Source organism: Candidatus Kinetoplastibacterium crithidii, assembly GCA_027557655.1.
Classification (GTDB): domain Bacteria; phylum Pseudomonadota; class Gammaproteobacteria; order Burkholderiales; family Burkholderiaceae_B; genus Kinetoplastidibacterium; species Kinetoplastidibacterium crithidii_C.
The window spans coordinates 1-16,456 of record CP064915.1 but is presented as its reverse complement, the minus strand read 5'-3'; the positions used below and the strand labels follow the sequence as shown (position 1 = coordinate 16,456).

At 29.5% G+C, this 16,456-nt stretch carries 11 protein-coding genes; 7 read left to right on the top strand and 4 right to left on the bottom strand.

Translation table 11 applies throughout. The annotated features are described in order from the left end of the window. The first annotated feature begins 47 nt into the window (after positions 1-47). From I1N47_00055 to I1N47_00035, 5 genes are all read left to right on the top strand, one after another. Positions 48-1,655 (top strand): peptide chain release factor 3, encoded by a 1,608-nt coding sequence (locus I1N47_00055; GenBank protein ID WBF65567.1) that lies wholly within the window; start codon positions 48-50, stop codon positions 1,653-1,655. A 99-nt stretch (positions 1,656-1,754) separates the two neighbouring features. Next, positions 1,755-2,042, top strand: coding sequence for a hypothetical protein (locus tag I1N47_00050; protein ID WBF65882.1), 288 nt, complete (start codon positions 1,755-1,757; stop codon positions 2,040-2,042). A gap of 258 nt (positions 2,043-2,300) precedes the next feature. Then, positions 2,301-3,983, top strand: coding sequence for a 2-isopropylmalate synthase (leuA, locus tag I1N47_00045; GenBank protein ID WBF65566.1), 1,683 nt, complete (start codon positions 2,301-2,303; stop codon positions 3,981-3,983). A gap of 100 nt (positions 3,984-4,083) precedes the next feature. Continuing rightward, on the top strand, positions 4,084-5,778 hold the full coding sequence (locus I1N47_00040) for an arginine--tRNA ligase (protein WBF65565.1): 1,695 nt from the start codon (positions 4,084-4,086) through the stop codon (positions 5,776-5,778). Positions 5,779-5,862: 84 nt separating this feature from the next. Beyond that, on the top strand, positions 5,863-6,510 hold the full coding sequence (locus tag I1N47_00035) for a thiol:disulfide interchange protein DsbA/DsbL (GenBank protein WBF65564.1): 648 nt from the start codon (positions 5,863-5,865) through the stop codon (positions 6,508-6,510). A 37-nt stretch (positions 6,511-6,547) separates the two neighbouring features. Here I1N47_00035 and I1N47_00030 read toward each other — a convergent pair whose 3' ends face one another. Then, complete coding sequence (locus tag I1N47_00030; GenBank protein ID WBF65563.1) at positions 6,548-7,741, bottom strand: acetylornithine transaminase; 1,194 nt, start codon at positions 7,739-7,741, stop codon at positions 6,548-6,550. A 331-nt stretch (positions 7,742-8,072) separates the two neighbouring features. On the opposite strand from I1N47_00030, the gene I1N47_00025 reads away from it, so the two are divergent. Both I1N47_00025 and I1N47_00020 read left to right on the top strand, forming a co-directional pair. Then, positions 8,073-10,541 carry a DNA topoisomerase III gene (locus I1N47_00025; protein WBF65562.1) on the top strand — a complete coding sequence of 823 codons (2,469 nt, stop codon included), beginning with the start codon at positions 8,073-8,075 and terminating at the stop codon, positions 10,539-10,541. Between the two features lie 9 nt (positions 10,542-10,550). Next, entirely contained in the window at positions 10,551-11,390 is an 840-nt protein-coding gene (locus I1N47_00020) for a nicotinamidase (protein ID WBF65561.1), read from the top strand. A gap of 1 nt (position 11,391) precedes the next feature. On the opposite strand, the gene gyrB is transcribed toward I1N47_00020, so the two are convergent. The 3 genes from gyrB to dnaA are packed head-to-tail and all read right to left on the bottom strand — an operon-like array spanning position 11,392 to position 16,456. Beyond that, positions 11,392-13,851, bottom strand: a complete 2,460-nt coding sequence (gene gyrB / locus I1N47_00015; GenBank protein WBF65560.1) for a DNA topoisomerase (ATP-hydrolyzing) subunit B — start codon at positions 13,849-13,851, stop codon at positions 11,392-11,394. 53 nt (positions 13,852-13,904) lie between these two features. Continuing rightward, positions 13,905-15,017, bottom strand: coding sequence for a DNA polymerase III subunit beta (locus I1N47_00010; GenBank protein ID WBF65559.1), 1,113 nt, complete (start codon positions 15,015-15,017; stop codon positions 13,905-13,907). A gap of 2 nt (positions 15,018-15,019) precedes the next feature. Continuing rightward, positions 15,020-16,456: a chromosomal replication initiator protein DnaA gene (dnaA, locus tag I1N47_00005; protein WBF65558.1), complete on the bottom strand. Its 1,437-nt coding sequence runs from the start codon at positions 16,454-16,456 to the stop codon at positions 15,020-15,022.

Here is a 16,456-nt window from a genome sequence, read left to right as displayed (position 1 = left end):
AACAGAAATATATACTATTTTATCAAATAACATTTGTTAAATAAATTATGGATATACATCAAGAAGTAAAAAAAAGACGAACTTTTGCAATAATCTCTCATCCAGATGCTGGAAAAACCACTTTAACCGAAAAAATATTACTTTTTGCTGGAGCTATACAAATAGCAGGAACAGTAAAATCTAGAAAAGCCTCTAGATATGCCTCGTCTGATTGGATGGAAATAGAAAAACAAAGAGGAATATCTGTGGCCTCATCTGTTATGCAGATCGAATATAATAATCATATTATTAATTTATTGGATACACCTGGACATCAAGATTTTTCTGAAGATACATATAGGGTATTAACTGCTGTCGACTCTGCTCTAATGGTTATAGATGCGGCCAATGGAATAGAGTCACAAACCATAAGATTATTAGAAGTTTGTAGAAAAAGAAAAACTCCTATAATAACCTTTATAAATAAATTAGATAGGGAAGTTAAAGATCCTTTTAATTTATTACATGAAATAGAAGATCATTTAAAAATAGATGCCATTCCATTTACTTGGCCAATAGGAATGGGTAAGTCTTTCGAAGGTGTTCTTGAAATAAAAACAGATAAGATCCTATCATTCAAAGCAGGCCAAGATCGTTATCAAATGCCTGATGTCCTTACTAAAAATGGATCAAATAAAAAAAATAATCTATTATTTGAAAAACTTTTTAGCAAAATAGAACAAGATGTAGCTTTGATAAAAGAAGCAACCCCAGAATTTGATATAAAGAAATTTATTTCTGGAGAACAAACACCTGTTTTTTTTGGTTCTGCCATTAATAATTTTGGTGTACAAGAAGTTTTAAATGCTCTAATAGAATATTTTCCACCACCATCTTATCATCCTACTATACAAAGACATGTCTTTCCAGATGAAGAAAAATTTACTGGTTTTGTATTCAAGATACAGGCTAATATGGATCCATCCCATAGAGATAGGATAGCTTTTATTAAAATATGTTCTGGGGTCTTTAAAAGAGGTATGAAATTAAAAATTTCTAGAACTAAAAAAGATATAAAAACAAATAATGTAGTTTCTTTTTTATCACAAAAAAGAGACTTAATAAATGAAGCATTTGCTGGAGATATCATTGGAATACCTAATCATGGGGTCTTACAACTTGGAGATGCGCTTACAGAAGGTGAAACTTTACAATTCACAGGTCTTCCTTTTTTTGCTCCAGAAATATTTAGATCTGTTGAAATAAAAGATCCCTTAAAAAACAAGCAATTACATACAGGGTTAAAACAACTAGGAGAAGAAGGAGCAATTCAAGTTTTTCAATTGTATAGAAGCAATACATTACTTCTAGGAGCTATTGGACAACTTCAATTTGAAGTAGTAGCCCATCGTTTAAAACAAGAATACAATGCTGATGTAAATATTTTACCAGTTAAGTTTCTCTTGGCAAGATGGATATCATCTACAAATAACAAAGCACTAACTAAGTTTGTGGATTCTAATGCTTCTAATATTGCTTTTGACTCATTAGGAAACATAACTTTTCTAGCTACATCACAATCACAATTAAAGATATCACAGGAATTATATCCAGAAATAGTGTTCCACAAAATAAGAGAGTATAATAAACAATTCTCTATTAGTAATGATTTATAATAAAACTTTTTACAATTCATGGCTACAAAAAAAATACTAATTTTCATATCCATAATGATTATTATTGGAATTCTCATTGAGAAAACCTTATTTCATGATATGACTTTCAATGTTAATAAAATTAATAATAATTCTCAAAAAGAAGTTTTAAATGCGAATGGTCAAAGATTTATAGTGCAACCTCCTCAACCACTAATAAATGGAACTCTTGGTGATCCTGATCTGTCGATCAATAATACAAAACAAATAAATACTATTTCTCTAGTGGAAAATGATATAGAAAATACCAGTAACTCAAATAACACTAACGAAACAGAGATAAAAAGATTGATTATAAATCCTAATAATATTACTGAAATACCTCTATTAGATCTAACAAAACAATAAAATATAACGGTTCTATAGTAATATATTATATTCTAGATAGTTCTCTTATTATAATACATGTTAAAATACAATCTTGATTTGTAAAATTAGAACTTTAGATAAAATTAAAGATACATTATTTTTACATATAGATAACAAAATGTAATAATGATTATTATTTTGATCATATAGAATATGTAATATCACAAAAATCGTCTATATGTAAATATTATTTAATTTTTTGTAAAAACAATTTAAAGACTTACGGATTTTAATATTATGCTTGCCAAACCAGCTAATAAATATGTACCATTTCGCCCATTTACTAAAGACTATTCAGATCGTACATGGCCTAGCAAAACAATTGCAAAAGCACCTATATGGCTAAGCACTGATTTACGCGATGGAAATCAAGCTTTAATAGAGCCTATGAATGTTGAAAGAAAAATTAGTTTTTTTGAACAATTACTCAAAATTGGATTTAAAGAAATAGAAGTTGGTTTCCCTTCAGCTTCCCAAACTGATTTTGATTTTGTAAGAAAATTAATAGATGATGAATATATTCCTGAAGATGTCACTATTTCAGTTCTCACACAATCTCGTGAAGATTTGATCAAAAGAACAATAGAGGCTGTAGCAGGTGCTAAAAATGGTATAATCCATCTGTACAATGCATGTGCTCCTTCTTTTAGGAAGATAGTTTTTAATATGAGCCGTGATGAGATTAAGAAAATTGCTGTCGATGGCACAACACTTGTAAAAGACTTATTTAGTCAACATCCACAAACTAATTGGCGTTACGAATACTCTATAGAAGTTTTTAGTAGTACAGAATTAGATTTTGCTTTAGATGTAGCAAATACAGTTATTGATATTTATCAGCCAACAAGTACTAATAAGATGATCCTTAACCTACCTGCGACTATTGAATCATCTACCCCTAATGTATATGCAGATCAAATAGAATGGATGCATAGAAATATAAACAACAGAGAAAGTGTTATTATAAGTGTACACCCTCATAATGATAGAGGAACAGCTGTAGCCGCGGCTGAGTTAGCTTTAATGGCTGGCGCTGACCGTGTGGAAGGATGTTTATTTGGTCACGGAGAACGTACAGGTAATGTTGATCTTTTAACTCTAGCTTTGAATCTTTATACACAAGGCATTAATCCCAATTTAGATTTTTCTGATATAGACGAAGTTAGACGTTGTGTAGAATACTGTACACAAATGTCTACAAATCCAAGACATCCTTATGTTGGTGATTTGGTATTTACAGCATTTTCTGGATCTCACCAAGATGCAATTAAAAAAGGAATGGCTAAACAACAGTCTGATGAAGTATGGGAAGTGCCATATCTCCCTATAGATCCTGCAGATTTAGGACGTAGTTATGATGCTGTTATAAGAGTTAATAGTCAATCTGGCAAAGGTGGAGTATCTTATCTATTAGAACGTGAATATGGCCTTTCCTTACCCAGAAGACTACAAATTGAATTTAGTCGTTACATACAAAGAATTACTGATAAAACAGGAAGAGAAGTAACAGCAGAAGAAGTTTATAAAACATTTAAAGAGGAATATTTAGATCAAGATAATCCATGGAAATTGATACGTCATCGTATCGATGGAGATCCTAGTGAAGTTGAGTCCAAGCATTTCAAAATTGAAGCTGAATTAGAGTATAATAATGAAAAACGTCTAGTAAAAGGGGAAGGCAATGGTGCAATATCTGCCTTTATATCTTCTTTAGGTATACCTGCAAGAATCATGAGTTATCATGAACATTCTATAGGAGCTAATACTAATACCAAAGCCGCTTGCTATGTTGAACTCCGGATAGATGGTTCTAATACTGGATTTGGTGTTGGTATAGATAGAGATATAGTAACAGCCTCCTTTAGAGCAGTCCTAAGTGCTATAAATAGACATATAAAATCAACTGAATCATCTTTATAAATTAACTTTAACAATAATCATAAATTTTGATGTTTATGATTATTGTATATTATATGATGTAACTATACATATAATAAATTTGCATTAAAAAATATAGATTATGCTTCCAAATCAAAAAAAAATATTAAAAAATATCATTGAATCCACAGTTAATGATTTGGTACCTAATAGTGGTATAGAAATAATTTTAGAAAAACCAAAGATAAAATTATATGGCGATATATCTACTAATATAGCTATGCGCATAGCAAAAAAAATCAATAAAAATCCTATGGATATAGCACAAAGTATTGTAGATAAATTCAATGAATACCCAGATGGCAAAAAAATTATTTCTAAAATAGAAATTGTTAAACCTGGATTTATTAATTTTTATATTAGCAAAGAAGCCATAATGGAAGTATTTGCTGAAATAGAGCTAAATGGTGACAAATACGGTCACACTAAAAATAACTCAAAAGACAAAAATGTATTAGTAGAATTTGTATCAGCCAATCCTACAGGACCATTACATGTTGGTCATGCAAGGCAAGCAGCATTAGGTAGTGCCATTTGCGAGATTTATAAAGCAGTAGGATGGAATGTCGTCAGTGAGTTTTATTATAATGACTCAGGTAATCAAATACATAATTTAGCTATAAGTGTACAGTTAAGAGCCAAAAATATAGATTTTGATATAACAGAACCTAAAAATAAAGACCTATATCATGGTGAGTATATTATAGATATTGCTAAAGCTTTTATCAATAAAGAATCTATAGATAATATTGATGGTTCAAAAACTATAGCATCTGGTAACATAGACTCCTTAAATGATATTCAAACATTCGCTATTGCCTACTTACGTAAAGAACAAGATATAGACCTAAAATCTTTTGGTTTGATATTTGATAATTATTACCTAGAAAGTTCTTTATATACTTCCGGCAAAGTAGCAAAAACTGTACAAGCACTGATAAATAGTGGCTACACTTATGAGTATGAAGGTGCTCTCTGGCTAAAAACAACTGCTCTTACTGGTGATGATAAAGATAGGGTAATGCGTAAAAGTAATGATGGTGGCTATACATATTTTGTACCGGATGTAGCTTACCATAAAACAAAATGGGATAGAGGATTTCATAAAGCAATAAATATACAAGGTAGCGATCATCACGGAACAGTCTCTCGTGTGCGTGCAGGATTACAAGCATTATCAAACAAAATACCAAAGGACTATCCTCAATATGTTCTACATAAAATGGTAAAAATTATTAGTAATGGTGAAGAAATAAAAATCTCTAAAAGATCAGGTACATACGTTACCATGAGAGATCTGATAAATTGGGTAGGTCGTGATGCTGCACGTTACTTTCTTATACAACGTCGTGCAGATACAGAATTTATTTTTGATATAGATCTAGCAATTTCTCAAAAAGAAGAAAATCCTGTTTACTATATACAATATGCCTATGCAAGATTAAATTCGATATTAAAAAAAGCAAATATAAAATTTGCTTTAATTCAAAAATCTGATACTAATCTCCTAACAAGTTCTTCTGAAATAAATTTGATAAAACGCTTATCTGAATTTCCTTCTTTAATAAAACAAGCAGCTGATGAGTTATCACCACATCTCATCGCATTCTGGATGCAAGAATGTGCTGCAGATTGTCACTCATGGTATAACTCAGAACATGTTATCGTAGAGCAAGAAAACTTGAAACTAGCTAGACTACGTTTGATAAACGCTATATTACAAGTATTAAGAAATGGTCTAAATTTATTAGGGATATCTATACCTGAAGAAATGTAATAATTGTTACTAACTATTTACTTGAAATATAAGTTTATATTTATAAAAATATCTAATAATATTTAAAATGAATACTTCAAAAGTATGAATAGATTATCTATTTTTAGAAAATTAATTATACTAACAATAGTATTATATTGTTTTATTTTTTCTAATATTTCCTATGCAGCTAAAAATAAATATGAAATATTAGATTTTACAATACCTATATCACAAGAAAATTCAATAGAGATTATTGAATTTTTTTCTTATATGTGTAAACACTGTAATGAAATAGAACTATATTTAAATGAATGGTCTAAAAACATTCAGAATGATATAAAAATAATAAGAATACCAATTGCTACTAATAATTATACGCAACAATTACAAAAAATTTACTTTACTATTGAATCTATTAATAGAACAGAACTTAATATAGAAATATTTAATACTACTAAAAAAGATAGATTTTTCTTTAAAAAACAAAAGAACCTAGAAAATTGGTTATTAAAACATCAAATTTCTATTAATAAATTTAATAAAGTATTCAATTCTTTCGGAATTGAAATAAAAATGAAACAAGCGAATAATCTTTTTCATTTTTGCAATGTAAAAGAAATACCTATTTTTATTATAGGTGGGAAATATTTAACATCACCAACACTAGCTGGTAATAATTATATTGATACTATAGAAGAGATAAACAACTTAATTAATAAATACCGTTCAGAATCTAATACTATTTCTTAAAAAAAGTATTAGATTCTTAAATAATGAATAAAATTTTTTATTTTTTAATTATTTTTTGAAAAATATAGTCTAGTTTCTCTAACAAAAGATCTATTTCTGCATCTGTTACATTTAATGAGGGCATAAAACGTAATAAATTAGGTCTTGGAGCATTTAATAATAATCCTTCTGGTGTTAAATTTCTAGCTTCTTCAACAATATTATTAGCATCATTACTAGATAATACTAAGGCTCTTAATAAACCAAAACCTCTTTCTCCTAATAATGAATATTTATGAGATAAATATATTAATCCATTAGATAATCTATCTGCTTTTCTCAAAACAGAATCCAAAAATTCTTTCTTACTTATAATATCAAATACAGCTAATCCAACTGCTGTACATAAAGGATTACCATTATATGTACCACCTTGATCACCGTGAGCAAATACACAAACCTCTTCACGTGCTAGTAAAGCTGATAAAGGCAAACCTCCTCCTATACCTTTACCTAGCGTCATAATATCTGGTTCAATATCAGAATATTGGTATGCAAACAGTTTACCTGTTCTACCCATACCAGTCTGTACCTCATCTACTATTAGTAATAAATTATATTTATCAGCAAGATTTCTCAGATCTTTTAAAAACTCAATATGTGCAGGAATAACACCAGCCTCACCCTGTATTGGTTCTAACATAATAGCTACAACATTATCATCTATTAAGGATTCAACAGATGATATATTATTTATTTCGGCCTTTAAAAAACCATCTACTTGAGGTGCAAAAATTGTATCCCATCCTGGCTTTCCTGATGCTGACATAGTAGCTATAGTACGACCATGAAAGCTATCTTTCATAGTAATGATTTTATATGCTCCATTCTTATGAATTTGCCCCCATTTTCTTGCTAGCTTAATAGCTCCTTCATTTGCTTCTGCTCCACTATTAGCAAAGAAAACTTTGTCAAAACAAGAATTATGAGTTAAACGAGAAGCTAAATTTATAGATGGTATATTATAAAAAGCAGGTGAAGGATTAATTAATAATTGCGATTGATTTCTTAAAGCTAGCACCATTTCTGGAGAAGAATGACCTAAACAATTAACAGCCCATCCTTGTATAAAATCTAGGTAACGTTTTCCATTTTGGTCTTCTAACCAAGATCCAGATCCCTTAACAAATAACAAATCTGGACGTTTAGTTATTTCCATAAGAGAACTAACATCAAATTTACTAAATTCCATAATATTTCTACCACAAAGTTAATAATGTAATAAGTTACAATTCAATCAATATATTTTCATTGAAAATTATAAAATGTAACTATATAGTTAATTGAAATTATTTATAATAATGTTAGACATATAGTTACATAAAATAAATAATAAAAAAATTAATTTTACTAAAAAGAAGATTACGTTAACATAGATAATGTATTTTGTTAATAAAGATTAATAGAGTGAACTATACCCTCCAAAAAATTATAGTAAACTGACATTTCTCAAAAACAAGCGATAATTTGTTTACTAAAATAGTTAAATAGCTCATTATTTATACTTACTAATTTGGATTTATATGAAAAAACAGTTGATCATTGCTGAAAAACCTTCAGTTGCACTTGATATTTCGAAATCGCTTGGAAATTTTAAACGTGATGTTGATGTATATGAAAATGCAAATTATGTAATATCATCCAGTATAGGACATTTATTAAGTTTAACAGCATCTAATGATCCAATTAAAGGAAAATGGAGTTTCACAAATCTACCTGTTATACCTACTAGCTTTGAATTAGTACCAACAGATAAAAAATCATCAGAACGTCTAAAAGCTCTTATTAAACTCATAAAACGTAAAGATATTGAGTCCATCATAAATGCATGTGATGCAGGAAGAGAAGGTGAATTAATATTCAAATACATAATTCAGTTTTCTAAAACAAAAAAACCAATATTTCGACTATGGTTACAATCAATGACTAAAAATGCTATTTGCACAGCATTTAATAATCTGAAAAATGATGAGCTACTTAAACCTCTTGAATATGCAGCTAGATCAAGAGCAGAAGCTGATTGGCTAGTGGGAATTAATGGCACTAGAGCAATGACTGCTTTTAATAGCAAGGAAGGTGGTTTCTTTAAAACAACAGTTGGAAGAGTGCAAACTCCTACGTTAGCTATAGTTAATAATCGTGAAAATATAATTAGAAAATTTATTCCAAAAGATTATTGGGAAATATTAGCTACTTTTAATACAAAAAATGGCTTTTATAATGCAAAATGGATAAATACAAAGTTTAAAAAAGATGAATTTAATGCTGAGAATAAAGAATCTAGAATATGGACTGAATTAGAAGCAGAAAGAATCAAACAAGAATGCATTAATCAATTAGGTGTAGCAAATGAAAAAACTAAATCTATATCACAATTACCACCTTCTTTATACGATTTAACTTCTTTACAAAGAGAAGCTAATCATAATTTCGGCTTTTCAGCAAAAACAACTCTCAGCTTAGCTCAGGCATTATACGAAAAACATAAAGCAATAACATATCCACGTACAGATTCTAGATATTTACCAGAAGACTATATAGAAACTGTAAATGATATTATGCAATCTATAGTAGAAAACAAACCCAAACTAATAGAAAATCATTTAACTAATTGCGCTCTACAAATTACTAATAACAAATGGATTCAGCCAAATAAAAGGATTTTTGATAATAAAAAGGTATCAGATCACTTTGCCATAATACCAACCCTACAAATACCAAATAAATTAAATGAACTTGAGTATAAATTATATTTTCTGCTTTTAAAAAGATTTTTAGCAATATTCTTTCCTCCAGCTGAATATACAAATATTATAAGGTTAACAAAAGTCAATGAGCATACTTTTAAAACTGAGGAAAAAATTCTAACAAAACCAGGCTGGTTATCTATATATGAAAAAAGTAAAAATGAAACTAAAGAAAGATTAATCTCCATTCAAGAAAATGAAAATGTTTTAACTCATTCTATTGACTTAAATAAGCTATATACAAAACCACCTGCAAGATATAATGAAGCAACATTATTGTCAGCAATGGAGGGAGCTGGTAAATTTATAAACGATGAAGAATTGCGAGAAGCAATAAATGAAAGAGGTTTAGGAACACCAGCAACTAGAGCCTCTATTATAGAAGGTTTATTAACAGAAAATTATCTACGAAGAGAAGGTAAGGATCTTATTCCTACATCAAAAACATTTCAATTAATGACTCTTTTATCTGGTTTAGAAGTTAAAGAACTAACATCTCCTGAGTTAACAGGAGAATGGGAACATAAATTAAAACAAATAGAACAAAATAAATTAGAACGTTCAAAATTTATGTCAGATATCATCAATATGACGAAAAATATTGTAAAAAAAGCAAAAGAATATGAAAATAATAATATTCCTGGAGATTATGCAACATTAAAAAGTAATTGTCCTAAATGTAATGGAGTAATAAAAGAGAATTATCGTAGATATTCATGTCTCAGTTGTGACTTTTCTATAAGTAAATATCCTAGTGGAAGAACTTTTGAATTAGAAGAGGTCGAAGAGCTAATAAGAAATAAAAAAATTGGACCTTTAGATAATTTTATTAGCAAAAACTTTAAACCATTTAGTGCCATATTAAAAATTAATGAGGATTATAAATTAGAATTCGTATTTAACAATACACCACAAAAAATTGAAAACTCTATTATTGATAAATCTGAAGGCAAAATTCTAGGAAAATGCCCCAAATGTAATCTTCCTGTTTTTGAAAATGAATCTAGTTATTTATGCGAAGGTTATTTATCAGAAGTAAATCATTGTAGTTTCAAATTAAATAAAGAAATTCTTCAACAAGAAATATCAAAAGATCAAGTTATAAAATTGCTTAATGAAAAACGTACAGATTTACTAGATGGTTTTATTTCCGCAAAAACCCGTAGAAAATTTAAAGCATTTCTCGTTATAAAAAAAGATAAAGTAGCATTTGAATTTGAGAAATCAAACAAAAACAAAAACTGAGGACTTTATATGAAAAAAATACATTTGTTAATAATAGATCCTCAAAATGATTTTTGTGCTTTGCCAACTGGTTATAATAGTAGTAAAGAAAAACCTTCTTTGTCTGTACCAGGAGCATATTATGATATGGAAAGATTATCTATATTCATAGAGAATAATATCAGAAATATATCAGATATAATGATTACTATGGATAGTCATTACGGAATAGATATCTCACTTACAAGCTTCTGGAAAAATGAGGATGGAAGTGAGATTAAACCATTTAAACTTATAAAGTCAGAAGATGTAGAAAATGGAGTTGTTATACCAAAAAATTATAATTTACAACAATATTCTTACAAATATTTAAAACATCTAGAAAAACATTATTCAGAGAATCTAATTGCCTGGCCAGTCCATTGTCAAATAGGCACTTGGGGACATAATATTCATTATGCTATAAACAAAGCCTACACGAAATGGGAAAGATCTAACCTGAAAAATATCAATATCATAATGAAAGGATTAAACCCATTAATAGAACAATATAGTGCAGTATCAGGGATATTTATGTCTACTTTATCAAATAAAGAAATAGATAATAACCAAGTTTTATCATTTGTAAAAGAATCCGATATTCTAATAATAGCTGGTGAAGCGAGCAGTCATTGCATAAAAAAAACATTGGAACATTTCTGTAAATATCTTAATCCTAAAGAAATAAAAAAAATTGTAATTTTACATGATTGCATGAGCTCAGTGAGTGGTTTCGAAAAACAAACAAAAGACTTTCTTTTAGAAATAGAAGCACAAGGAGCAACTATATCTAAAAGTATTCAATTGACTGAAGAACTAGCCAATATATAATCTAAAAATCAACATTATTAGCATAAAGTGCATTTTCTTCTATAAATTCGCGACGAGGAGCAACTTCATCACCCATTAAAGTGCTAAATACTTGATCAGCAACAATTGCATCTTCTATACAGACTCTCAACAATCTACGAGCCTGTGGATTCATAGTTGTTTCCCAAAGCTGGTCAGGATTCATCTCACCCAGACCTTTATATCGTTGTTTTGATACTGATTGTTCAGCCTCTTTTATTAACCACTTAACAGCTTCTCTAAAATCAGATATTCTCTCTGATTTTCTTTTATCACCAATTCCTCGTGCCACAATAGCACTATCACTCAAAATATTATTAAATTCATAGAAAGTATTTTTCATAACGATATAATCATTACTTCTCAGAAAATCTTGATTTAATATACAACTTTTTTCATTACCATATGATTTTCTTGAAATTTCAAGACCATAACTATTTCCATCAACACTAATAACTTTTATAGATATATTATTATTTGATGTTATTACACTATCTAATTTCTCAAATAAATTTTTTGAAGAAATCATAGCTGCTTCTTCACTATCAAGATTTAAATCAATGCCATCAACTATAGCATTCAATATATTAATATCAAATGTCCTTGATAAACGTTTAATTATTTTTTCTGATTCATAATATTTATTAGCTAATTTTAATAGATTTTCTCCTTCAATCGGATCAGAATGTTCCCCTGGAAAAACTGCAGCGTTTTTAATTGCTAGATCCAATATAAGTTTGGATTCTTCTTCGTCATCTTTCAAGTAAAATTCTTCCCTTCCTACCTTAACTTTGTATAAAGGAGGTTGCGCTATATATATATATCCTCTATTTAATAATTCTGGCATCTGTCTATATAAAAATGTTAATAGTAGTGTACGAATATGAGCGCCATCAACATCAGCATCAGTCATAATAATAAGCCTATGATATCTGAGTTTTTCTATATTAAAATCTGGACCTATACTTGTGCCCAAGGCCGTAATTAAAGTTGTTATTTGTTCACTATTTAATAATCTATCAAACCTTGCTTTTTCTACATTTAGAACCTTCCCTCTTAATGGCAAAATTGCTTGAAATTTCCTATCTCTACCTTGTTTTGCTGATCCTCCTGCAGAATCACCTTCTACAATATATAATTCTGACAAAGCAGGATCTCGTTCTTGACAATCAGCTAATTTTCCTGGAAGGCCACTACCTTCCAAAATACCCTTGCGTCTTGTCATTTCACGTGCTTTACGAGCTGCTTCTCTGGCTCTTGAGGCTTCTATAATCTTTCCACAAATTGCTTTTGCCTCACTAGGATTTTCCAAAAGCCATGATTCTAATGTTTTATAAATAACCTCTTCAACTGCTGGCCTTACTTCGCTAGAAACCAGTTTATCCTTTGTTTGACTACTGAATTTTGGCTCTGGAACTTTTATAGATAATACACATACCAAACCTTCACGCATATCATCACCAACAGTATCTACCTTAGCTTTCTTTGCTAATTCATTATCTGTTATGTATTTATTCAATACCCTAGTCATAGCAGCTTTCAGACCTGTTAAATGTGATCCTCCATCTCTTTGTGGAATATTATTAGTAAAACATAGAACATTTTCTGAATAAGAATCATTCCACTGCATAGCTACTTCAACAACAACAGGAACACCACCAGCAGACGACTCAGATACAGCACTAAAAATACCATTATGAATTACAGTTTTGTTACGGTTGATATAACCAACAAATCCTTTTGCTCCTCCAGAAAACTCAAAATTTTCACTTTTATTTTTAATCAAATCTACTAATTTGATCTTGACGCCATTATTTAAAAAAGATAACTCTCTCAATCTCCTAGATAGAATTTCATAATGAAATTCTATATTAGAAAAAATTTCTGCATCAGGCAAAAAATGTATTTCAGTACCACTTTTATCAGTATGGCCAATTACACTAAGAGGTTTGGTACAAATACCTTTTTCAAATTCTATTCGATGTATAGATTGATCTCTATATATTGTTAATTTTAACCAAACAGACAATGCATTTACACAAGAAACTCCTACTCCATGCAATCCACCAGATACTTTATAAGAATTTTGATCAAATTTACCTCCAGCATGTAATTCAGTCATTACTATTTCTGCCGCACTTCGATGGAATTCATCATCCTGATGTATTCCAGTAGGAATACCACGACCATTATCAGATACTGATATAGAATTATCAGGATGAATTGTTACAACAATTTCATTACAATATCCTGCAAGAGCTTCATCTATAGAATTATCAACTACCTCAAAAACCATATGATGTAATCCAGTACCATCAGAAGTATCGCCTATATACATCCCTGGTCTTTTTCTAACAGCATCTAACCCTTTTAATACTTTTATCGAGCTAGCACTATAGCTAGTATCATTTTCTGATAAATGAGCTTTTTTTATTTTTGACATTTGTATATCTTTAACCAATATTTAAAATAATCCAATAATAGACAATTACACAATTAAATACGCATTGGCATAACTACATATTTAAAATTATCATTTCCACGAAGAGTAATCAAAATCGAAGAATTGCTATCAGGATTAACTGATAAAACCAAACTATCTGACTTAATATTAGAAATGACATCTAGCAAATAACTAACATTAAAACCGACATCAAAAGGTTCATATGGATAATCTATATCCAACTCTTCATGAGCCTCTTCATGTTCAGCATTAGAAGATGATATTTTGAAAGAATTTAAAGCAAATTGAAATCTAATCCCTTTAAATTTATCATTCGTCAATATAGCAGCTCTCTGTAAAGATCCATGAAAAAGATCTCTATCTATTTCAAAATGTCTAGTATAGTCTTGGGGTATTACTTTTACAAAATCTGGAAATTTACCTTCTACTAATTTTGATATAAGTTCTATATCACGGAAACAAAATTTAATCTGCATACCTGATACAGCAATTGACAGTTCCTCATCATTTTCCTGTAACAATTTTTGTATTTCTAAAACTGTTTTCCTAGGAATGATAACTTCTTTGTAACCTTTAAAAGAATTTGTCAATATAGAATTATAAGAAAGTCTATGTCCATCAGTTGCCACCGCACTAATTTTACCATTATCAAAAACTAACAACATACCATTAAGATAATATCTTATATCTTGTTGAGCCATAGAAAAATAAACCATATTTAACAAACTTTTTAATGCTACCTGAGACATCTTTACAAAAATATCCCAACTATCATCACTATACATAACAGGAAAATCATTAGCATCCAAAGATTGTAAAGTAAACCTACTCTTCTCTGATAAAACATTAATTTTTCCAGGAAGCATTTCAATAATGACTTTGCTCATTTCAGGCAAAGCTTTTAAAATCTCTAGCAACTTACGAGCTCCAACAGTAGTTGCTTTATCATCATCTCCAGATACCCCAAAATCAGCATAAGTTGTCATTTGTATATCTATATCTGTAGTAATAAATGATAAATTATTACTATTTTTCTTCATAAGAACATTAGATAAGATGGGCATAGTATTTCGTCTTTCAACAATACCAACTATACTAGATAGGGTCTTTATTAAATGTTCTCGATTTGTTTGTAAAAATTTCATCTCTAGCCCTTTAGGGTTTGTTCCAAAACATGTAAGGTATGATTGAGGTCAGATTGTTTTATACGAGCCTCTGAGATTTTCCTTACAGCATGTAACACTGTAGTATGATCTCTTCCTCCAAACAAATCACCTATTTCAGGTAAACTCTTTTGAGTAAGTTCTTTAGCAAGATACATAGCAATTTGACGAGGCATAGCAATATTAGCTGGTCTTCTCTTAGAATACATGTCAGCAACTTTAATTTTATAAAAATCTGCAACTGTCTTCTGAATATTTTCAACTGTAATTTGACCGTTAGAAACGGATAATAAATCCTTAAGAGCATCTTTACAAACATCAACAGTTAATACATCACGACCATGAAAACGTGCATATGCTAATACTTTTCTTAATGCTCCCTCAAGTTCACGAACATTACTACGAAGATGTTTCGCAATAAAAAAAGCTACTTCTTCTGGCATAGGAATATTTTCCGTAGATGCCTTACGTAAAAGAATAGCTACTCTCATTTCTAGTTCAGGAGGTTCTATTGCTACAGTTAATCCAGAATCAAATCTAGAAATTAATCTACTATCTATTCCTGACAGTTCTTTTGGATAAGTATCGCTCGTGATAATAATCTGCTTATGCTGAGCTACCATAGCCTCAAATGCATAGAAAAATTCTTCCTGAGTCCTATTTTTTCCAGAAAAAAATTGTATATCATCTATTAATAACAAATCAAGGGAATGATAATATCGCTTAAATTCATCAAATGCCTTTCTTTGATAAGCCTTCACAACATCTGAAACATACTGGTCGGCATGTACATATCTAACTTTCACACTATATTTATCAGATATCATTGAATTACCAACAGCATGAATCAAATGGGTCTTACCTAGACCAACTCCTCCATACAAAAACAAAGGATTATAGGATATACCAGGATTTTCAGAAACCTGCAATGCGGCAGCTCTAGCTAATTGATTTGCCTTGCCAGTAACAAAATTATCAAATGTAAGGATAGAATTTAACTTTGATTTTTCATAATAAATTCCTACATTTTCCGAAACATTTCTTGTGTTTAATGTATTGTTATCAATTTGTGAAACACTTGTGGTTTCTCCAGTTAAATAAATGCTATTTAAATCACTATTAACATTTTTGTCCTTAGAAACAGGATCACTTTCATGAAAAGATTTTGATCTATCACTGGATGGTAATTCAAATATAATTTTTATTGGTTTCTTAAACCATTCATAAGCAATTTTCTCTATTTGATTACTAAATTTTTTCCTAACTAAATCTAACTTAAACCTATTTGGGACTAAAATAGTCAAGATGTTTTCTGCTTCATTAAAAGAAAGTGGCTCTAATGGTTTAATCCATGCATTTATTTGTTGAGGAGGCAAATCCTTCTCCATTTGAGCAATAAATGTCAACCAAAAATTATTCAT